This is a genomic window from Glutamicibacter sp. ZJUTW (assembly GCF_008370855.1).
GTDB lineage: Bacteria > Actinomycetota > Actinomycetes > Actinomycetales > Micrococcaceae > Glutamicibacter > Glutamicibacter nicotianae.
This window is the reverse complement of the sequence record NZ_CP043624.1, coordinates 2,887,741-2,907,508: the sequence shown is the minus strand read 5'-3', so window position 1 is coordinate 2,907,508 and position 19,768 is coordinate 2,887,741. Positions and strand designations below refer to the sequence as shown.

Genomic DNA, 19,768 nt, shown 5'->3' with positions numbered 1-19,768 from the left:
CGCAATAACGAGGAGCAGGTGCGGCCGAATGCCACTGAACGAACCAGGACGGGAAAGCCGGGCGACGCAGCTTGACGGCATTGACCGCAAGTTGCTGGCGCTGCTGGCGAAGAACTCGCGGCGGACCAACAACTCCCTGGCCGAAGAGCTGGGCATCGCGCCGTCGACCTGCCTGGCGCGCTTGAACGCCTTGCGTGATTCGGGAGTCATCTCGCGCTTCACCATTGAAGTGGACCCGGCGGTGCTGGGCCGCGAATTGGAAGCGCTGATCTTCGTGAAGATCCGGCCCGGAGCCCGTCACCTGATGTCGAACTTCGCCAATGACATGCGAAGCAAGCCCGGGGTGCGGCAACTGTTCTTCCTCGGTGGTGCCGACGACTTCGTCCTGCACGTCGCGGTGCGCAACTCCTCGGACGTGCGCCAGTTCGTGCTCGACAACCTTTCTGCGAATCCCGCAGTCGCGACGACGCAGACCTCGCTGGTGTTCGAACACGGACACGGCAGCGGAGAGTTCTGACCCGCATTCTTGCCGTTTCTCGACCGTTCGATGTTCGCAGGAGCGGTCTGCCTCACGGCATTGCTCGAAGAAACATGCTAAACTTGATGTTCTTCTCTTAGCATGGCTGCGGCCCGTTGGCTGCTGGGGACCGGTTCTCCAGCACGGCAGTGGAACCTGCCGCAGCTGCGACTGAATGAATGGGGAGGTTGAGAAGTCCATGAATTTTGACGCAACTCTGATCACCGCAGTGGTGACGTTGATTGTTCTGGCCGTTGCAACTGCTGTGCTGGTCATCCGGTACAAGCGCACTCATCAGGCGGAAATCCGCCAGGCGCTGATTGCCAAGGCCCGCAAGCGCGGCGTTGCCTCGCCGGAAGACCTGTCGAACCACGACCTGGCATTGCAGATCCGCGCAGCGAAGCGCCAGCGCAAGCAGGACGGCAAGGATCTGAAGACCGCATAGGGTTTGGCCCTTTGCGCTGATCGTGCCGAGCCCCAGTCCACTTTTGGACTGGGGCTCTGCCGTGCCGCCAACCATTTCACGCGCTGGTCTGCGCATTTATCGACGACGAATAATCCATGAAATGTCATCAGTCGCAATTCCCTGTGACCTACGAAATACCAGCCAATAACTAACCCGGAACAATTATTGGAAACTATGCTCCCCGTCACCAGAAAAGTCGATTTAGCCCCAGAATCATGCGGATTGCATCACAAGGTCGTGTGGGCTTCTGAACAAACCACTTCTCAATAGATAAATGGTCGGAAATGATGGATATGACTGGAAATGCGCAAAATGATAATTCTTTAGGAGCAGCAGCAATGGCCTCGATCCCACTCGGTGAAGACATCCTCTTGGCACGCCACGGCGCCAACATCGTCAAGCTTCGCCAGGATCGCAAGAACCGCATGACTGTTGCCTATTTGCGCAGCGGGGCAATCGACACTGCCTCGAATCTGCTCACCGCTCCGGTTCCCGCATTGACCCCGGCAGCCAGCTTCACCGAAGGCGCAGCTCGCTACCTGAACGATGAAGCCGAGATCAGCCGCGGCGAGGTCCGTTCGCTGGTCAAGATCTCCCTGGGCTTTTCTGCCCTGATGGGCGTCGTGTTCGGCGGCCTGGTCCTGGCGTTGTACAAGGTCGGCGGCAACGAAGCGCTCCAGTCGCTGAGCTACATGAGCGCTGTACAGTAGCTTTCCCAAGCATTTTCAGAAGACGGGATCCCGGGGCAACTCGGGGTCCCGTTTTTCGTGCGTCCCCGATTGGCATCGGTTCTGCCTTGGGACTTGCGGCAAGTCTCGTATTTCTGGCCTTGCGGGCATAGGATGGCGGCAACCGACAAGGATGGGAGCAGGCCATGCGTTTTGTTTTGGAAGTCAACTTCGATACCGAGAACATGCAGCTCAAACCGTTGGAAGAGCTGCAGAAGATTCTGCGGGACTGGTCGACGAACATCACGATGTATCCGATCGTTGCCGGCGCCCAGGAGGACGTCTACGACTCCGACAACGAGCAAGTAGGGGAGTGGGCCATCCTCGACGACTAGTTCCGTCGCTTGGAGAACCGCCCGATGGCGTAGCCTGCCGCCAAGGTGATCAGCAGGATCAGCCACAACGGCGCGGAGGTGTGGAAGAGGAAGAATTCCACGCGCACATAGGTCAGGTTCTGCAGGATGAAGACCAGCGCAATAGCCACCAGTGCAATGGAAGCCCACTGCTTGCCGGTGATCCGCGGCTTCGGCTCTTTATCCATGATCAGCTTCCGTTGGCCAGCAGGCCGGATACCAGAGCCGCGAGCCCGCGCTGGAACGAATCATCGCTGGTATCGAGCTTCGAGCGGCGTTGCGCCGCCACGGCCCGGGTGAAATGCGGAGTCAGATCCTGGTGGTTGCTGGTATCGAAAATGTCATGGGGCGCGGCGGTGTCCATGGCCGAGCCGAAAATGAACGACTCCAGTGCGACAATCGTCGGCACAATCTCGTTCTCCGCCATGCCGAAGTCCGCCAGTGCTTCGGCCACGCGCTCGTACATGCCCAGGGTGCGCGGTGAATCGGTGACCGGCAGGACCGCAATGACCGGGATCAGCGGAATGTGCCGGGCGAAGACGTTGCGGTAGCTCGTAGCCCACTTCAGCAGCGCTTCCTTGATGCCCGCCTCATCGAAGACCGACGTGTCGATATCGGCCATGACCCATTCCTGGATCCACTGCAGCAGGTCGTGCTTCGAATCGACGTGGTTGTAGAGCGCCGAGGGCGAGACGCCGAGGGACTTTGCCAGCCGCTGCATGGTCAGCGACTCGTAGCCGTCCCCGGAAACCAGTTCCAGCGCATGCTCGGTGATGCGCTCCCGGTTCAGCACCGCCTTGCGTGGGCGGCCGGCTCGTCTCGCTTCCGTTTCGCTCATGCGGACCTCTTCCTGACGTGGGGTGCTTCACAACTGGATGTTCGTACCCTATGCTATATGACAGGTAAATGAACCATATTCATTTAATTGTGCAAGGGAGCGATCATGGAACATCTCGAACGCGACGTCGTCGTCATCGGTGCGGGACCCTCGGGGCTGACAGCGGCCTATGAGTTGAGCAAGGCAGGCAAGTCCGTCGCCGTGCTCGAAGCCCGCGACCGCGTGGGCGGCCGCACCTGGACCGAGCAGATGGACGGGGCGACCATCGAAATCGGCGGCCAGTGGATCAGCCCCGACCAGACCGGACTCTACTCGCTGATCAACGAGCTGGGCATCGAGACCTTCGAACGCTACAAGGCCGGCAAGAGCGTCTACCTCACCGAGGACGGCGAACGGATCGCCTACGAAGGGGAGGACTTCCCGGTAGCCGCCAGCACCGTAGCCGAAATGGACAAGCTGGTAGCGCTGATGAACGAACTGGCCGCTGGCATGGATCCGGACAGGCCATGGGAGCACCCGCAGGCCGAAGAACTGGACAAGATCTCCTTCCACCACTTCCTGCGCCAGCACTCCGCCGACGAACTGGCCTGCAACAACGTGGGACTGTTCATCGCCGGGGGCATGCTCACCAAGCCGGCGCACACCTTCTCCGCGCTGCAGGCGGTGCTCATGGCGTCCTCGGCCGGCTCCTTCGACAACCTGGTCGACGAGGACTTCATCCTGGACCGGCGCATCGTGGGCACCATGCAGGGCGTCTCCAAGACCCTGGCCGAAAAGCTGGGCGAGGACATCGTCTTCCTGGGCAACCCGGTGCTCAAGCTCGAATGGTTCGACGGCGGCGTGGTGGCCCACGGAAGCAGCGTAACCGTCTCGGCCAAGAAGACCGTGCTGGCGGTGCCGCCGAACCTGTACTCGCGCATCTCCTACGTTCCGGCGCTGCCGCGCAAGCAGCAGGTCACCCACCAGCACCAGTCCATGGGCCTGGTGATCAAGGTGCACGCCGTCTACGGCACCCCGTTCTGGCGCGAAGAGGGGCTCTCCGGCACCTGCTTCGGTCCGGCCAACCTGGTCCAGGAAATCTACGACAACACCTACATCGGCGAAGAGACCGGCACCCTGGTCGGCTTCATCTCGGATCTGAAGGCCGACGCCATGTGGGAACTGGACGAGCAGCAGCGCCGCGCGGAGATCCTCAAGTCCATGGCCGGCTACTTGGGGGAGAAGGCCCTGGATCCCAAGGTCTTCTACCTCTCGGACTTCGCCGCCGAGGAATGGACTCGCGGAGCCTACGCCACCAGCTACGATTTGGGCGGCCTGCACCGCTTCGGCCCGGCGCAGAACGAGAATGTCGGACCGATCTACTTCTCCTCCTCCGACCTGGCCGGCGAAGGGTTCCAGCACGTGGACGGCGCGGTGCGCATGGGCCGGCGCTCGGCCGCACGCATCATTGCCGCACTGGACGGCACCGATTACGACCAGAGCTATGACGGGGTGGCCACGCTGACCGGTGCCAAGGAAGAGGCGAACGCCTAAGCCATGAAATTGCTTGTAGGCTACACCGCTGACCAGCGCGGTGCCGAAGCCATCGAACTGGCCAGCGCCCTGGTGGCTGGCACCCGCGATGCATCCTTGAAGATCGCCATCGTGCTGCCAGCCTCCACCCCGTTCAATGCGGTCTACCCCGGCGGGGATCATGGATTCTCCACCATCCTCTCCGCCCAGGTGGACCGCTGGGCGGCCGAAGCCCTGGCCCTGGTGCCGGAGGGCATCGCCGCCTCGGCGGTAGCCCGCTCGGTGCCCTCGGTGGCCGAGGGGCTCATCGCCCTGGGCGAGGAATTCGGGGCTCACGGGATTGTGCTGGGCGGGCGCAAGCGCCACCGCGCCGGCTTCTTCAGCCCCGGGGCGATTGCCAACGCGCTGCTGCATTCATCGCCGATGGCAGTATTCATGTCCTCGCCGGCGTCGTTGGCCACGCTGCGCGCGGCCAACGGGAAGATCACCCGGCTGACCGCCTTCGTCGGGGACCGGCCCGGCGCACGCGAGGTCATCGGCCTCTCGGCGCGGATCGCCGCCGCCTGCGCTTTGCCGCTGCGCGTGGCCACGCTCATCTCCCAGGCGGAGCTGGCCAACTCCGAGCAAGAGCTGGGCGACCACCTGGCCAAGACCCGCAGCTATCTGGAGGAACTGACCGAGTCCCTGGGCCTGGATGCGGCCATCGAGGTGGTCTCCGGGCAGGGACTGGATGAAGCCACGGCCCAGCTGTCCTGGCAGGACGGGGACCTGGCGCTGCTCGGTTCCGCCCGGCTGGCCGCTCCGCGCCGTCTATTCATCGGGCCCAAGGCCCAGCGGATACTCGGCCAGCTCAACGTGCCCATCGGCGTCATCCCGACCCTTGATGCGGCCCGCTAGGAAACACCGCAAAAATCCTGCACCACCCCTTATATTCCCCGGACGCCTGCCGCGAAACTGCGCGGACGGCGCCTCACTGACCCCTGACGGAAGGTGGCTCGGTACTTGTAGCCGACGCACGCACACCCCGCTGAAAGTTTGAAGGTAACCACCATGTCGCAAGACCTGAGGCAGGCATCGCCGCCTGCACGCTCCGAGAGCGGACTGCACGAAAAAGGACTGCCCAAGGGCACCGTGGGCGTTCTGGGACTTGTCGTTATCGGCATCTCCTGCATCGCCCCGGCCTACACCCTCACCGCGGGGCTCGGCGCCACCGTGGCCGAAGTCGGCACCAGCCTGCCGGCGATCCTGCTGGCCGGCTTCCTGCCGATGCTGCTGGTGGCCCTGGGCTACCGCGAGCTGAACAGCGCCATGCCGGATTCGGGCACCTCCTTCACCTGGGCGACACGTGCCTTCGGGCCGATGATCGGCTGGATGGGCGGCTGGGGCCTGATCGCCGCGACGGTGATTGTGCTCTCCAATCTGGCGGCCGTGGCCGTGGACTTCTTCTACATCCTCCTTGCCCAGCTCACCGGGCAGGATTGGATTGCCGAGCTGACCACGAACTTGTGGATCAACATTCCCACCACGCTGGTGTTCATTGCGGTGGCCGCCTGGATTTCCTATCGGGGCATGAACGCCACCAAGGTCTTCCAGTACGTGCTGGTCGGGTTCCAGGTCGCGGTGCTGCTGCTCTTTGCCATCATGGCGCTGACCTCCAGCCAGCCCAATGATCCGACGCCGATTACCTGGCAGATGTTCAACCCCGCCGGCATCGATACCTTCTCGGCCTTCGCCGCGGGCATCTCGCTGTCCATCTTCGTCTTCTGGGGCTGGGATGTCACGCTGACCATGAACGAGGAAACCACCGATCCGAAGAAGGTTCCCGGACGCGGTGCCACCTGGACAGTGCTGGTGATCATCGCGCTATACCTGGCCGTGTCGCTCGGGGTGATCTACTGGGCCGGCGTGGGCACCACCGGTTTGGGCGCAGGCAACCCGGAGAACCAGGAATCGATTTTCGCTGTGCTTTCCGGTCCGATCATGGGCCCGCTGGCCATGCTGATGTCCCTGGCCATCTTGTCTTCCTCGGCTGCCTCGCTGCAGTCCACTATGGTCTCGCCGGCGCGCACCTTGCTGGCCATGGGCTACTACAAGGCGCTGCCCTCCAGTTTCGCGAAGATCTCCGCGCGCTTCATGTCCCCGTCGGTGGCGACCTTCGCTGCCGCCGCGGCAGCTGCCGGCTTCTATGTGATCACCCGGCTGCTTTCGGAGAACGCGCTATGGGATACCATCACCGCACTGGGCCTGATGATCTGCTTCTACTACGGGCTGACCGCGTTGGCCTGCGTCTGGTACTTCCGCGGTGAGCTGTTCGATAATGCCCGGAATTTCTTCTGCACGTTCTTGGCGCCGTTGATCGGCGGCATCGTGCTGCTGGTGATGTTCTTTGCCACTGCCATCGAATCCATGAATCCGGAGTACGGCTCGGGCTCCGAAATCGGGGGAGTAGGCATGGTGTTCATCCTCGGGGTTGGCGTGCTGCTGCTCGGCGTGGCCATCATGCTGTGGATGCGCCTGCGCAACCCTGCATTCTTCAGGGGTGAAACCATCAGGACCCGCAAGCTGCTGAAGTAGCACAAGAGCCGCAAACCCAATGGCCCGCCCATGAGCAGATCATGGGCCGGTCATTGGGGTTGCTGCTTGAGGGCAGCAAACTACCGCAGTTCTAGGTTCCGCGAGCTCAGGCCAGCAACGGGACTAGACGTTGGATTTGGCCCCGGCCATGTGCAGGGCTACTCCGATGGCTGCCAGCACGGCGCCAAACGGGGTGAGCGCGTTACTGATCAATGCGTTAATGAGACTCAGCGGGACGCTGGCCAATAGGGTTCCGCCATAGCCGGAATTCAGGCCCCACGACATCAAGGCCGGAATGAAGCTGCTGAGGAGAACACCAATCAGCATCACGACTACGCCGGTGACAATGATCTTCTTATGCGCTGCGAGCATCTTTTCCTCCTGTTGCCGTGGGCTGAGTAGTCATAACCGTAGCCACATCCACAGCTTTTAGCCATAGCGGCAGGACAACGATCTTGCGTAATGGGGCGCGGCACGGCACATTTCGCAACCTTCCCGTTGAAAGGCCACCAACCTGCGGGTCAATGGTTCAATAGGTTCATGGCTAACTCGGTACTTTTCATCTGCTCCCGCAATGCCGGCAAATCGCAAATGGCCGCCGCATTGATGGACTACATTTCTGAGGGGAAGGTGACCAGCTACTCGGCTGGAACCAACCCAGGTTCGGGCATCAACCAGGAAGCGGTTGAATCGCTCTCGCAGGCCGGCGCCGACATGTCCCAGGGCACGCCCAAGGCCATTGATCCGCGCGTTGTCGAGCAAGTCGACCGCGTGGTGATCCTTGGAACCGACGCGAATCCGCAGTTCGATCCGTCGATTAAGACCGAACGCTGGGTCACCTATGAACCCAGCGAAGACGGCATCACCGGTGCGGAACGGATGAACATGATCCGCGATGAGATCGCCGACCGCGTGCGTGAACTGTTCCACGAGATGGAGCGGTAGAAATTACTGTTCTCGATGCTGCCCGTAAGACGACTCCGTGGTGGCTTCCCGGCGTGTGCCTGGTGCTTACCGGATGGTGCGCCAACCAGTACGTTTCGCTGATCAGCTGGTATCAGCAATTCCGCGAACTCAGCGAGTTCGAGGCGATGCTGGTCATGGGCAGCTACCTGGCAGGCATGATCCCTGCCTTGGCATTCGGCGGCCCCTGGGCCGACAGATACGGACGCAAGCCTTTCTCGCTGCTCGCCCTGGCCTGCTCGATTCTGGGATCCTTCGGGCTCATGGTCGGATCGCTTCACGAGTCCGGCCTCTATGCGGGCCGCATCTTCACCGGCTTCGGCATGGGCTTGGCCATGGTCGCCATCACCAGCTGGGTGAAATTGCTCAGTCCCGGCGCCGCCGGTGCAACGCGCGCCGCGCTGTGCACATCGCTGGGATTCGCCCTTGGCCCGGTCATTTCAGGGGCCATCGTCGGAGCCAGCGGCAGCCCGGAACTGGCTTATATCGTTCATGCCGCCACCGCCTTTGCCTGGCTGCTGCTGATGTTCACAACCCGTGAAGCTCCTGCGCTTGAACCAGCAGGGCGCAGTTCGCGGGGTGAAGCGACAACCACCGCAAACCTCCAGCGGTTCTACCGTGTTGTCCTGCCCGCAGCCCCATGGGTCTTCGGCATGGCAGCGACAGGCTTTGCGGTAGTCCCCGCGCTGAGCAGTGGTGCGGGCGAGTCCAGCCTGTTCTACACCACCTTGGCTGTCGCGGTCACCATGGGCATGGGCACAGTGATCCAGCCATTCGTCAAGAGATTCAACGACCTGGGCAAGATCAGGCTGATCATGGCTGGGCTGGCTACCTCGCTGGCGGCGCTGCTGTTGATGATCGCCGTGTCGCTCAGCGGTTCAGAAATCCTGGGAATCATTGCCTTCGCCGTGGCCGGTTCTGCCAATGGCATCTTGCTGGTTGCCGGGCTGAGCCAGGTCCTGGATCTTGCCGGCAGCGCGGACGTTGGCAAGCTCACCGGCAGGTTCTACATGTGCTGTTTCATCGGTTTCACTTTCCCGACATTCTTTGCACTCTGGCGGACGGTCGCGCACCCGGCGTTATTCATCTCGATGCTTGCTGTGCTCTGCGTGCTGTCAATGCTGCAGGTGCTCCGCTCGGCGAAATACCTGCCCGCTGCCAAGCTCCAGGAAGTGCCATCCTGCCCATGAAAACAAACGCCGTTGCCGGCGACCTTTCGGTGCCGGCAACGGGATTGGCGATTCTGCCCGTTACTCGCTTGGATTCAGTCCTTGCTCAGCTTCTTGAGCAGCTCGGTGGTGCGGAACGGGATGACATCGCGCAGGATCATCGAGGTCGAAGTGCGGGTTATGCCCGGGCACAAGCGGATCTCTTCGCTAACACGGTAGAGGTCATCCGGGTCGGTCGCGGCCACGCGAATCAAGAGGTCGGTATCGCCGGCAGGAGCGACGCACTCGAGAACTTCAGGGATCTGGCGCAGCGCGGCGATGGCCTCATTCAAGCTGGCCTGGTTCAACTCGGCGCTCACGAAAGCGCTGACGCCTCGGCCCATGGCCGCTGGAAGGATTCGCGAGGTGTTCGGACGCAAGGCACCTGAATGGGCCAGGCGTTCCAAACGCGTCTGCACAGTGCCGCGGGCAAGGCCCAGCTGCTGGGCCAGCATCATGATGGGCACACGCGGATCCGCATCGAGTGCCAGAAGGATACGCCGGTCGGTTTCATCGAGCTGATACGTATCCGAATTCATGTGGTGGTCTCCTGGGACAGGTTGTGTTGCGCGTGCATAGGTGCCAACCTAGATTTTAGTCAAAATGACCAGTGGATCCCAAATGTGTTGCGCGGATTGGCTGATATTGTTGCGCGCGACTCGGCTACTGCGGCCACTAGGGCGAATGGCCGGGTGGAATGCCTTCCTTTATCCACAAATTCAGCAGGCTGGGATCAAATGGACGCTAATCACAGTAACCTGTTGATATGAGGTTTTTGCGGTTGGAAGACGTGGCAGAGGAACTGAATGTGAAGCTGCCGCAGGTTCGGGCTCTCGTGAAAAGTGGCGAGCTGCCGGCCATCCAAATAGGCGGGCGCGGCATGTGGCGCGTGGAACGCGTCGCCTTGGAGAACTATATCCAGGAGCGGTACGCGCAGGCCCGCGAGGATATTGCGAACGAACCCCATAGCTGACAGCGCTGGCCGCGGCTGTTCCCGAGCGCATCGGGAACAGCCACGGGCTAGTCGAGCTGGATAGTGCGTTCGGCAAAAATCTGCAACGCATCGCGAACGAGTTCGGCATATCCGCCGTAGTTCTTTGCAAACCGCGGATCAGCCACATACATCTCGCCGAGATTGCAGATATATGCCTTGCGCTGGACCGGATCACCGGAATCCAGCGGGGTGCCCTTGGCGCTCTGAAGCCAGCGCACATGGCGAGCGGCTAGTTCCTGGGCTTCGACGCTGTCTGCTGGGACGGAATTCTTGCCCGCCTCGATCCAGGCCTGGTTTATGATTTTGACCTCTTCCATGAATGCGCTTTGCTCGTCTCCTGACTTGGAGCGCCACCAGCGATTAGATGTTTCGTAGGCGTCGGCGCCCCAGCGTGCGGATACCTCGTGCTTGTACTGCTCGTTGAAGCCGTCAAAGCTCTTTTCCGGTTCCATTGTTCCTCCCGTAATTAGTGTTGAAATGCTGTGATCCAGGGCCGCGATTTGCCGGTCCAGCGCCTCACGTTGCCTGTGGAGCTGTTCCTTGTGGGTGCGCAGCGCGGCTAATTCAGTGCGTTGCTCGTCCAGGATTTCAGCGATGGTTTCCAGCTTCATGCCCAACTGCTTCAGCAAGAGAATCCGCTGGAGCCGGACCAGCTGCCTGTCGGTATAGAAGCGATACCCGTTGGCGGCCACGTGATCAGGTTCCAGCAAGCCGATCTGGTCGTAGTGCCGCAAAGTGCGGCTGCTGACTCCAGCGGATTTCGAGACCTGTGCGATCGAGTGGCGGACTTGTTTCCGACGGCCAGTTGAATCGTTCATGGCTACCACGCTACTGGTTGACGTTACGTCAAGGTCAAGTGCTTTGCTGGCAGGTTCAAACTGATTTTTGTGATTCAGCTCTCACGGCAAATTGGCGAATAATCGCGATATATTTCTTGTCCAGTTGATCATATTGACTAACTGCATGCTTGCCTGTTGCACACGGTGATCTATGTGTTGTTCACTGGAAGTAGAGAAAGTTGAACGGGTTACCGCCGAATTCAACGAAGACCGCCTGATTACGTAAACCACCTGCATTTACGCAATCCAGGAGCAGTGGCCACCCACGCCAAGGCACGGTGAAAGCAGTAGTCCAGATGGCTCGTGGGCATTCCAGTTGGGTGGAATGCGCACGGGCCATCTGGCGTTCCCGGCACAGTTCCCGGTGCGGGAGTCTGCTGTCTGGAGCAACTTGGGGGAAACGCCTGCCGGCATTCGCGATGCTCCGCGCTGGCTCTGGAACAATGAGCGCGTAGGAACACTGAGGAGTAAGAGTGGGTTCAATGAGACGCATCTGGCACAACTGGTGGATGCAATTGGTCGCTGGATTGCTGATCACTGCGATCGTGGTGTTGCCGTGGTTGTGGATTGGGGAAGAAGACCGGTCGATTCTCCCGCATGCCAGCGACGACGCCCAAGGGCTGTTGGTAGTTTTCTCCGTCATAACCCTCTGGGGCAGCTGGTTTGCCCGGCGCATTGGGTATGGGCGTACAGCGTTCACTGTCGTGACAGCCGTGGGCATGTTCCTGGGGCTTTTGGGTCTCGGATTCCAAGGCCTTCTCGCATTTGAGCCCGGGCTCTTGGGCGGGGAACTGTCCTCAGCATCCATCCGGCATCTTTGGGTATTCGGGGGCCTGCTGCTGATCAGCCAAGCCTGGTACTTCCTGGCTACTAAATTGCGGCTGCCCATAGCGGTGCTGTTTTATGCGACGCTAACGGTGGGTGTGAGCTATTGGCTGCAGATCATTGCTTCGCTCGTTGCCGGCGCCCAGTCCTACTATGTCTACCTCTGGTATGCCGGGCCGCTGCTCCTCGGCCTCATTTTGGGCTTCGTCGGATTCTTGAGAATCATGAACCTGCTGATGTGGGTCTTCGCGCTGGCGATCCAATGGGTCATGCCGGCCGTTGTGGAAAGCACCGCTCGAGTTATCGAATCGAAGGCAACAGGCTGGGATTCTATTGGCTGCTTTTGGAAAGAATTCACCGGGAGCGTTCTGGATGTTCCGTGGCAGACTCCTCTTCTGGTCAGTTTGGCCACTGCCATGCTGACCAGCGTCGTGCTGCTGATCGTGCGCAAAGTTCGGCGACGCTAGGAGGCTCCCGGCAAACGACGGTGCGGTCGCTGAGTAATTGGGTGTTGCGATCCCTCGGAAGTGGCAAGCATGTGTGTTCTATGACGGGAATACTGAAATACTGACGCTAGCGAAGTCTCGAAATTTGCTACGCATGCCAGGAGCAACGCCGAGGCATGATGCGCGCCTGACACTGCCTTTACCTTGGCAGGAGAGAGCCCGACGGCAGCTTCCAAGGCCAAGACGAGAATCTCTAGACTGCGAACCAAAGTGAGCGACTCTGCAATGCGAGAAGGTGAAGCAGCGTCTTGATTCGAGCGCGGATCTTGGTAGGAACCCGGCACGCCGTGGGCCTTGAATGAGTGTCACTGCGTCGAGATGAATACGTTGCTTCTATTGGCGGCTGTCGACACGACGGGCAGCAACGCAAAGGGCGATAGGAATCAAGCGGCAGTTGGCTCCCGGATCGAAAAAGGAGCATGCTGGTAGTTAATTCGACGTGGATTCAATCACACCGGAAGACGGGAATTGCCTTGACTGAAAATATTATGGGCGGAGAATTCGAGCTGATATCGTTGTCAGCTGCGGGCAATGCCGAACGCAATCCAATCAAGCCAGGAAAGTATTCGGCCAAGAGAATTTTTGCCGGCGAGAAAGCACAGATTACGGAAATAGCTTTCGACTCAAATGTTGAGCTGAAAGAGCACGTAGCGCGCACCCCGATCATCGTTTCTGTAATTGAAGGGGAAATCGAGTTCACGGTGGAGGGATGCAATTACCCGTTGGCTGTTGGGGGTAGCATCTTCGTTGAAGCCAACGTCCTTCACGCGGTGTACGCGCAGATCCCGGCGCGCATTACGGTGACCTTCCTCAGCGCATAGTAGTTAGAGTTGCAAGCTGAAGCTTTGCAGTCCGAAAATTCGGTTCTCTCATTCGCCATAGAATAAAACCATGACTGAACTGCGCGATCGCGACCCCGGGGAATTGGTACAGCCCATCATCCTGCGAATCGACAAGGAGGATCCGTCGAGCGAGGATGAGGGCCTCTCGGCGGTGGCCCGCGCAGCCGTGATTGCCTACCTGCAAGATCCGCAGAACCCGGATTGGCAGCAGTGGGCTTCACAGGCATTCGCCAAGTCGGTGCGCCGGGCCAATCCCAAGATGTTCGCCAAGGTGCTGGAGATGTTCCCCGAGCAAATGGTCAGCGAAGTGGGCAAGGCGCAAGCTGTAGGCCTGCCCCCATTGCCGGCCGCCGACTTGCCGAAGCTGATCGCCAAGCTCCAGGTCTCCGGCACGCAGTTGCCAAAGGCCGATGAAGTCCTGGACGCGAAGATCAACATCGTGCTGAACAAGTCCTTGGAGATGTCCACCGGAAAGGCTGCCGCGCAGGCAGCACACGCGCTGTTCGCATGGCTGACCGAGGCCACCGCCGAATCTGTCGAAGCGTGGCTGCAATCCCATGCACCGGTAGGCATCAGGCACCTGCCGCGCAAGGACTTCGAGCAATTGTCTCGGCAGGCTGCCGGGCCTGTCATCCAGGACGCCGGACGAACCGAAATCGAGCCGGGTTCCGTGACTGCTTTCGTCATGTCCAAGGCGAGCTAGCTTCTTCGGATCACGGCAGGGCGAAATCGCCATTGCTGTGTCATTATTTTCTTGGCGATCGCAATATCGCCGCCCACAGCGGAATGCCTTGGACTTCTGCTGACCGCAGGAATCGGCAGTTTGCCCTTGCTCGAAAGCACCCACATTGAAATATACGAATCGCGTCCTGGGCCTGCTGCTGGCCCTGCTCCTGGCCTTTGGCACCGCAGCTGGCGCCAGCGCATCAATGCAGGCTCCAGCCGGTGTCGCCCAGCTTGCTGCGGCTCCTGCGGCAGTCGCCAAGCAGACCACCGCCAACTTGAATCTGCGCAAATCGCCATCGGTCCACTCCGCGTCGCTGCTGGTCATTCCCAAGGGCGCCAAGGTTCTCGTCTCCGGGGGTTCTTCCGGCTGGGTGCAAGCAACCTACAAGAAGAAGTCCGGCTGGGTCTCGGCCAAGTACCTGACCTCGCCCGCAGCGCCGGCCAAGCCCAAGAGCTCAGCCACCCGCTATCTGCTTTCCTTCCAGCCGGTCCGCAAGAAGGCAACGTCCGTCTCTCCGGCCCTGGCTGGAGCCATGCGCAAAGCCAAGGTGCAGCGTCTGGGCGCAACTGGCTCCTGGAGCCGGATCAAGATCGGCAAGGTCACCGGTTTCGTGCCAACAAGCCAGCTGTCCAGCTCACTGCCGGCACCCGTGCACCGGTATTCGAAAAGCGCCCAGGTCCTGCGGAAGTCCACCTCGGCCAAAGCGGCACGCGTGGCAAGTGTTCCGGCGGGAGCCAAAGTCGAGTGGCTGCGCACCTCAGGCTCGTGGAGCTATGTAGTTACCGCCGGGAAACGCGGATGGCTCCCTGCCAAGCAACTGTCTACCCAGCCTGTAGCAACCCAAAAGACGATAGGGAACCGTTGGCTGCTCAGCAGCAGCGTCCTGCGCCGATCGAATCACAGCTCCTCGGCTTCCCTCGGACGTCTCGCGCCGGGCGAGAAAGTCGGCTTGTACACAACCAGAGGTTCCTGGTCCCAGATCAAGTCCACCCGTGGCATCGGCTGGGTGCCAACCGCCATCCTGTCCAGCACCGCCTATAAGCCTGCCCACCCAGCACCACGCTGGATTCTGTCCAGCACCGCCGTGCGCGCCAGCGCTTCGGGAACGTCCAGGTCCTTGGGAACGGTAGCCGCCGGATCCACGCTCACCCTGCACGGAACATCGAACGGCTGGGCTAGGGTGAAAACCTCCAAGACGACTGGGTGGGTTCCATCCAGCGCATTGGTGGCCAAGGCCTACACGCCGCTGAAGGCTGCCAAGCGCTGGACAACTGCCAATGTGCACCTTCGCTCCGGGTACTCCACCGGCTATAAATCGCTGGCGGTTATCTCCAAGGGGCAGCAGGTCAGCCTCCTGGGTACGGCCAACGGTTGGGCACGCGTATCCACAACGAAGGGCACCGGATGGATCAGCAATGGCTATCTGGCTACCAGCAAGCCCCAGGCACCGCGACCGGCACCGGCCCCGACCACCGAATACCGCTGGACCACGGCCAACGTCAATCTGCGGGCCGGCGCGGGAGTCAGCCACCGGAGCAAAGCCGTGCTGCCAGCCGGGCAGAAGGTCACCTTCATGCGCAGCGATGCTGGCTGGGCCGAAGTTTCCGCGCCTCAAGGACGCGGTTGGGTCAGGGAAACCTACCTCTCCAAGAGCCAGCCGGGCGTCTTGCAGCCCGATGCGCAACGGGTCATTGCCGCGCTGAAGGGGAGAACCGGCGATACCGTCAGCGCCATCCACACCATTCGAAGCGGTTCGTCCGGGCACAGCTCCGGAAAGGCCGTGGACCTGATGATCCGCGATTACAAGAACCGGGCGCGCGTCGCCCAAGGCGATAAATTGGCTCAGTTCCTGTTGGATAACCGCATCCAGCTGGGGATCTATTACCTGATCTGGCAGGACCGGATCTGGCTTCCCACCACTGGCTGGACCCCGTATTCCGATTCCGGGAAGTACGGAAACCAGTTCACCGGCAACTGGAATGACACCACCCGGCACATGGATCACATCCATGTTGAGGTCTACGGCAATGCGGCCACGAAAGGGCCGCTGGACTACCGCGCGCTGAGTGCCCGATAAACGTCTTCTGTCCGGTGTTTCAGACGGAGAACCGCAGAAGGCATGGCGCGCTCGGGGTGCATCTGGTCAGCTGGAAGCATGGAGAATTTCGAGCCGCAGCTGGCGGTTGACCGGGCACCTGCTATCTGGATTGGACGCAATGACGGCACCGGCGAGCAGCATTTGAGATGGCACCAGCACGTGAACCGCCAGCCTGCTGGCACCCCCAATGGGCGGTGGCCTGCTGCGTTGCTCGGTTTCGCATCTGATGCGGGCGTGCTGCGCAACGAGGGCCGGGTTGGTGCCGCCCGGGGGCCGCAGGCGCTGCGCGCCGCCCTGGGCTCGCTGGCCATTCACGAGCCGCGCCCGCTGGTGGATGCTGGCGATATCGAGGTGCTTGGTGACGAGCTCGAATCGGGGCAGGAGCGACTGGCGCAGTCGGTGAGCGCATTGCTCGCTGGAGAAATGCTGCCAGTGGTGCTCGGCGGCGGCCACGAAACGGCCTATGGTTCATTCACCGGTCTGTTCAAGCACTTCAGGGACGAGCCGGAAACCCGGTTGGGCATCTTGAACCTGGACGCGCATTTCGATTTGCGCAGCGCACCGCGCCGGACCAGCGGCACGCCGTTCTTGGACATCGCCCGGGATCTGCAGGCCGAAGGGCGCGATTTCAACTACGCGGTAGTGGGAATCAGCAAGCCGAGCAACACACCGGTGCTCTTCGAACGGGCTCGCAGCTTGGGCGTGCGCTACCTGCTTGACGAGCAGTGCACGGCAGGTCAATTACCTGCCGTCCTGGGATTCGTCGAGGACTTCCTGGCGGGCATCGACAAGCTGTATCTGACCATCGATCTCGATGTGCTGCCTGCGTCGGTGGCTCCGGGGGTCAGTGCCCCTGCCGGTTTCGGGGTGCCCCTGGAAGTGATCCACGGGCTTTGCGCATTGCTGGCGGGCAGCGGCAAATTGGCATTGATTGACGTGGTGGAGCTGAACCCGGGATTGGATATTGACGGGCGTACCGCACGCACTGCCGCCCGTCTTGTCAATACCCTGCTGGGGGTCTGAGACAGCACCCACAGCGAAATCCGCCGACGCGAATTTGCAATGTTCGACCCATCAAACATTATGATTGAGGGGGGCGAACTAATCGCCAGTGCGAGAATCGGAATGGTGTGCAATGGTGCAAACGGCGAAACGTCGATCAGGCGCGGGGCAACGCGTGGGGCTGCTGGCCGCCGTCCTGGCCTGCCTGCTCGCCCTCGCTGGTTGCGCGTCCAAGCCCAACACTGAGCCCGCAGCCAGCCCGGACGACCGGCCGGTGGTGCTGACAACCTTCACGGTCTTGCAGGACATCGCCCAGAACGTCGCGGGCGAGCATTTGCGCGTTGAATCAATTACCCGACTTGGCGCAGAGATCCACGGATACGAGCCGACACCGGATGACTTGCGCCGCGCCTCCCATGCAGACCTCATCCTCGATAACGGCTTGAACCTCGAAGCCTGGTTCCAGCAATTCGTCGAAGACAATGACGCCCCGCACGTAACCGCCAGCCGGGGGATTGAGCCGATCGATATCGTCCAGGAAGAAGGGGCCGGAAAGCCCAACCCGCATGCCTGGATGAGCCCGCTGAACGTCAAGATCTATGTAGAGCGCATCGCTGAGGCCTTCAGCGAACTGGATCCGGCCAATGCATCCAGCTATCGGGAGAACGCCAGGGCCTACCAGGCCAAGCTTCAAGACGTGCATGACGAGCTCGAGGCGGCGCTGGAGGAAATCCCCCAACGCCAGCGTGTGCTGGTGACCTGCGAGGGAGCCTTCAGCTACCTGGCGCGCGATGCCAACATGGCCGAAAAGTACCTGTGGGCGGTCAACGCGGAATCGCAGGCCACGCCGCGCAAGGTCGCCGCGGCCATCGACTATGTCAGGGACAACGATATTCCCGCGGTCTTCTGCGAATCCACGGTCTCCGATGCAGCCATGCAACGAGTCGTGGAATCCACCGATGCCGTCTACGGCGGAACTCTCTATGTTGACTCGCTCTCCGAACCTGGCGGTCCGGTGCCCAGCTACCTGGACCTGATCACGCATGACACCAGAACCATTGCCCGTGCTTTGAAAGGCGAAACACCATGAATGCGAAGCAAAGCACCGCCATGGCCATCGACGTAACGGGCGCGACCGTCCACTATGGCCCCGTGCTGGCCTTGGACCACGCCTCATTGCAGCTGGGCCGCGGACGGGTCTGCGGACTGGTCGGGATGAACGGCTCGGGCAAGTCGACACTGTTCAAGACCATCATGGGGCAGATCAAGCCAGACACCGGTAGCGTGCGCATCAACGGCACCGACCCGCTGCAGGCACGGAAAAGCGGCCAGTTGGCCTATGTACCGCAGAGCGAGGCCGTGGATTGGAGCTTCCCGATCTCGGTGCGCGAGGTCGTGATGACCGGACGCTACGGGCAGATGGGATGGACCCGGCGAGCCAAGAAGAAGGACCACGCCGCCGTGGACGAGGCCCTCGAACGGGTGGAGCTGGCCAACTTCGCCGATCGGCAGATCGGCCAGCTCTCCGGAGGCCAGAAGAAACGCGCATTCGTGGCCCGATGCATCGCCCAGGGCGCCAGCATCATGCTGCTCGATGAGCCTTTTGCCGGCGTGGACAAGCGCAGCGAAGCGACCATCACCAAGCTCTTGCGAGAGGTAGCCGATGACGGCGGCAGCGTGCTGATCTCCACCCATGACCTGCATGCGCTGCCGGAACTGGCCGATGAAGCGGTGCTGCTGATGCGCAAGGTCCTGATGCACGGAGATCCGGACGTGGTGCTGCAAGCGGAGAACCTGGCCCTGGCCTTTGGCCTGGATCCCATGAAACGAGGCGGGAAATGAACCTCATTGAATTGCTGGCCGAGCCCTTGGGCTACACCTTCATGGTGCGCGCCCTGCTGGTGACCATCATCGCCGCTGCCCTGTGCGCGGTGCTGTCCTGCTGGCTGGTGCTCATCGGCTGGTCGCTGATGGGCGACGCGGTCTCGCATGCCGTCTTGCCCGGGGTAGTGCTGGCCTACATCGCCGGCGCTCCCTTTGCCCTGGGCGCCCTGGTCTTCGGATTCCTCGCGGTGGCATTGATCGGGGGAGTGCGCGACACGACGAAGCTGAAGGAAGATGCGGCCATCGGCATCGTCTTCACCACGCTCTTCTCCATCGGGCTGGTGCTGATCTCGGTCACCCCGAGCCATGTGGATCTGAATCACATCATCTTCGGCAATCTGCTGGGTGTCTCGGCCAGCGACCTGTGGCAGGTAGTGCTGCTTGGCGCGATCACCTTCGCCATCCTGGTGCTCAAGCGCAAGGACTTCACGCTCTTTGCCTTCGACCAGACGCACGCCCATGCTTTGGGAATGAGCCCGCGGCTGATCGGTGCCGTGCTCTTGGGGCTGTTGGCCATGACCTCAGTGGTGGCGCTGCAGGCTGTCGGCGTCATCCTGGTCGTCGCCATGCTGATCATTCCCGGCGCCACGGCCTACCTGCTGACCGACCGCTTCGGGAAGATGCTGGTGATCGCACCGGTACTGGCAACCTGTGCCGGAATCCTGGGCGTCTACGTGAGCTACTACCTCGATGCATCAACCGGTGGAATGGTGGTGCTGGCCCAGGCAATGATCTTCGCAATCGCCTATCTCTTCAGCCCGAAGCAGGGGCTCATCGCCACCCGCCTGGCCCGCAAGGGACGGCGCAAAGCGCTGGCCGCCCGAGTGTAGGCGAACTGCAGAAGGCCCCACGGGCGGGAAAGGATCCGCCCGTGGGGCCGCACTGGCTGGTG

23 protein-coding genes are annotated in these 19,768 nt (G+C 61.3%); 18 read left to right on the top strand and 5 right to left on the bottom strand.

Features of this window, described 5'->3' with window-relative positions:
- The first annotated feature begins 28 nt into the window (after positions 1 to 28).
- The 4 genes from F0M17_RS13685 (at position 29) to F0M17_RS13670 (ending at position 2,046) form a co-directional block, all read left to right on the top strand.
- Positions 29 to 517 (top strand): Lrp/AsnC family transcriptional regulator, encoded by a 489-nt coding sequence (locus F0M17_RS13685; RefSeq protein ID WP_052254055.1) that lies wholly within the window; start codon positions 29 to 31, stop codon positions 515 to 517.
- Positions 518 to 716: 199 nt separating this feature from the next.
- Entirely contained in the window at positions 717 to 962 is a 246-nt protein-coding gene (locus F0M17_RS13680) for a hypothetical protein (protein WP_073707819.1), read from the top strand.
- Positions 963 to 1,321: 359 nt separating this feature from the next.
- Entirely contained in the window at positions 1,322 to 1,693 is a 372-nt protein-coding gene (locus F0M17_RS13675; RefSeq protein WP_073707820.1) for a hypothetical protein, read from the top strand.
- 164 nt (positions 1,694 to 1,857) lie between these two features.
- On the top strand, positions 1,858 to 2,046 hold the full coding sequence (locus tag F0M17_RS13670) for a hypothetical protein (RefSeq protein ID WP_038993331.1): 189 nt from the start codon (positions 1,858 to 1,860) through the stop codon (positions 2,044 to 2,046).
- On the opposite strand, the gene F0M17_RS13665 is transcribed toward F0M17_RS13670, so the two are convergent.
- Together F0M17_RS13665 and F0M17_RS13660 are read right to left on the bottom strand one after the other, a co-directional pair.
- Entirely contained in the window at positions 2,043 to 2,252 is a 210-nt protein-coding gene (locus F0M17_RS13665) for a DUF1049 domain-containing protein (RefSeq protein ID WP_149597318.1), read from the bottom strand. The genes F0M17_RS13670 and F0M17_RS13665 overlap by 4 nt on opposite strands.
- A 2-nt stretch (positions 2,253 to 2,254) precedes the next feature.
- Complete coding sequence (locus tag F0M17_RS13660; RefSeq protein ID WP_038993333.1) at positions 2,255 to 2,902, bottom strand: TetR/AcrR family transcriptional regulator; 648 nt, start codon at positions 2,900 to 2,902, stop codon at positions 2,255 to 2,257.
- A gap of 105 nt (positions 2,903 to 3,007) precedes the next feature.
- On the opposite strand from F0M17_RS13660, the gene F0M17_RS13655 reads away from it, so the two are divergent.
- The 3 genes from F0M17_RS13655 to F0M17_RS13645 all read left to right on the top strand — a co-directional run bounded on the left by F0M17_RS13655 (position 3,008) and on the right by F0M17_RS13645 (position 6,988).
- Positions 3,008 to 4,435 (top strand): NAD(P)/FAD-dependent oxidoreductase, encoded by a 1,428-nt coding sequence (locus tag F0M17_RS13655; RefSeq protein ID WP_149597317.1) that lies wholly within the window; start codon positions 3,008 to 3,010, stop codon positions 4,433 to 4,435.
- 3 nt (positions 4,436 to 4,438) lie between these two features.
- Positions 4,439 to 5,311, top strand: coding sequence for a universal stress protein (locus F0M17_RS13650; RefSeq protein WP_073707823.1), 873 nt, complete (start codon positions 4,439 to 4,441; stop codon positions 5,309 to 5,311).
- Positions 5,312 to 5,464: 153 nt separating this feature from the next.
- Entirely contained in the window at positions 5,465 to 6,988 is a 1,524-nt protein-coding gene (locus F0M17_RS13645) for an APC family permease (RefSeq protein ID WP_149597316.1), read from the top strand.
- Positions 6,989 to 7,111: 123 nt separating this feature from the next.
- On the opposite strand, the gene F0M17_RS13640 is transcribed toward F0M17_RS13645, so the two are convergent.
- Complete coding sequence (locus F0M17_RS13640) at positions 7,112 to 7,360, bottom strand: hypothetical protein (protein WP_149597315.1); 249 nt, start codon at positions 7,358 to 7,360, stop codon at positions 7,112 to 7,114.
- Positions 7,361 to 7,528: 168 nt separating this feature from the next.
- Between F0M17_RS13640 and F0M17_RS13635 the strand changes: the two genes are divergently transcribed.
- Together F0M17_RS13635 and F0M17_RS13630 are read left to right on the top strand one after the other, a co-directional pair.
- Complete coding sequence (locus F0M17_RS13635) at positions 7,529 to 7,933, top strand: low molecular weight phosphatase family protein (protein WP_141357174.1); 405 nt, start codon at positions 7,529 to 7,531, stop codon at positions 7,931 to 7,933.
- Positions 7,934 to 7,986: 53 nt separating this feature from the next.
- Positions 7,987 to 9,141: an MFS transporter gene (locus F0M17_RS13630; RefSeq protein ID WP_210416649.1), complete on the top strand. Its 1,155-nt coding sequence runs from the start codon at positions 7,987 to 7,989 to the stop codon at positions 9,139 to 9,141.
- A gap of 74 nt (positions 9,142 to 9,215) precedes the next feature.
- Here F0M17_RS13630 and F0M17_RS13625 read toward each other — a convergent pair whose 3' ends face one another.
- On the bottom strand, positions 9,216 to 9,698 hold the full coding sequence (locus F0M17_RS13625) for an Lrp/AsnC family transcriptional regulator (RefSeq protein ID WP_038993339.1): 483 nt from the start codon (positions 9,696 to 9,698) through the stop codon (positions 9,216 to 9,218).
- Between the two features lie 227 nt (positions 9,699 to 9,925).
- On the opposite strand from F0M17_RS13625, the gene F0M17_RS13620 reads away from it, so the two are divergent.
- Positions 9,926 to 10,132 (top strand): helix-turn-helix domain-containing protein, encoded by a 207-nt coding sequence (locus F0M17_RS13620; protein WP_149597313.1) that lies wholly within the window; start codon positions 9,926 to 9,928, stop codon positions 10,130 to 10,132.
- 47 nt (positions 10,133 to 10,179) lie between these two features.
- Here the strand turns inward: F0M17_RS13620 and F0M17_RS13615 are convergent, their stop codons facing one another.
- Entirely contained in the window at positions 10,180 to 10,971 is a 792-nt protein-coding gene (locus tag F0M17_RS13615) for a MerR family transcriptional regulator (protein ID WP_149597312.1), read from the bottom strand.
- A 503-nt stretch (positions 10,972 to 11,474) separates the two neighbouring features.
- On the opposite strand from F0M17_RS13615, the gene F0M17_RS13610 reads away from it, so the two are divergent.
- The 8 genes from F0M17_RS13610 (at position 11,475) to F0M17_RS13575 (ending at position 19,706) form a co-directional block, all read left to right on the top strand.
- On the top strand, positions 11,475 to 12,284 hold the full coding sequence (locus F0M17_RS13610) for a hypothetical protein (protein WP_149597311.1): 810 nt from the start codon (positions 11,475 to 11,477) through the stop codon (positions 12,282 to 12,284).
- Positions 12,285 to 12,796: 512 nt separating this feature from the next.
- Positions 12,797 to 13,144 (top strand): cupin domain-containing protein, encoded by a 348-nt coding sequence (locus F0M17_RS13605; RefSeq protein ID WP_141357165.1) that lies wholly within the window; start codon positions 12,797 to 12,799, stop codon positions 13,142 to 13,144.
- Between the two features lie 70 nt (positions 13,145 to 13,214).
- A complete protein-coding gene (locus F0M17_RS13600) occupies positions 13,215 to 13,868 on the top strand; it encodes a peptidyl-tRNA hydrolase (protein ID WP_149597310.1) in 654 nt (217 codons plus the stop codon).
- A 145-nt stretch (positions 13,869 to 14,013) separates the two neighbouring features.
- Positions 14,014 to 15,969 (top strand): SH3 domain-containing protein, encoded by a 1,956-nt coding sequence (locus F0M17_RS13595; protein ID WP_149597309.1) that lies wholly within the window; start codon positions 14,014 to 14,016, stop codon positions 15,967 to 15,969.
- A 78-nt stretch (positions 15,970 to 16,047) separates the two neighbouring features.
- Positions 16,048 to 17,013, top strand: coding sequence for a formimidoylglutamase (hutG, locus tag F0M17_RS13590; protein WP_149597308.1), 966 nt, complete (start codon positions 16,048 to 16,050; stop codon positions 17,011 to 17,013).
- Between the two features lie 112 nt (positions 17,014 to 17,125).
- Positions 17,126 to 18,082, top strand: coding sequence for a metal ABC transporter substrate-binding protein (locus tag F0M17_RS13585; protein WP_149597307.1), 957 nt, complete (start codon positions 17,126 to 17,128; stop codon positions 18,080 to 18,082).
- Positions 18,079 to 18,834, top strand: a complete 756-nt coding sequence (locus F0M17_RS13580) for a metal ABC transporter ATP-binding protein (RefSeq protein WP_149597306.1) — start codon at positions 18,079 to 18,081, stop codon at positions 18,832 to 18,834. Before F0M17_RS13585 ends, F0M17_RS13580 begins: the two co-directional genes overlap by 4 nt.
- The gene (locus F0M17_RS13575) at positions 18,831 to 19,706 is read left to right on the top strand and encodes a metal ABC transporter permease (RefSeq protein WP_149597305.1); all 876 of its coding nucleotides are present in this window, start codon (positions 18,831 to 18,833) and stop codon (positions 19,704 to 19,706) included. The genes F0M17_RS13580 and F0M17_RS13575 overlap by 4 nt, the downstream gene beginning before the upstream one ends.
- Positions 19,707 to 19,768: the final 62 nt, after the last annotated feature.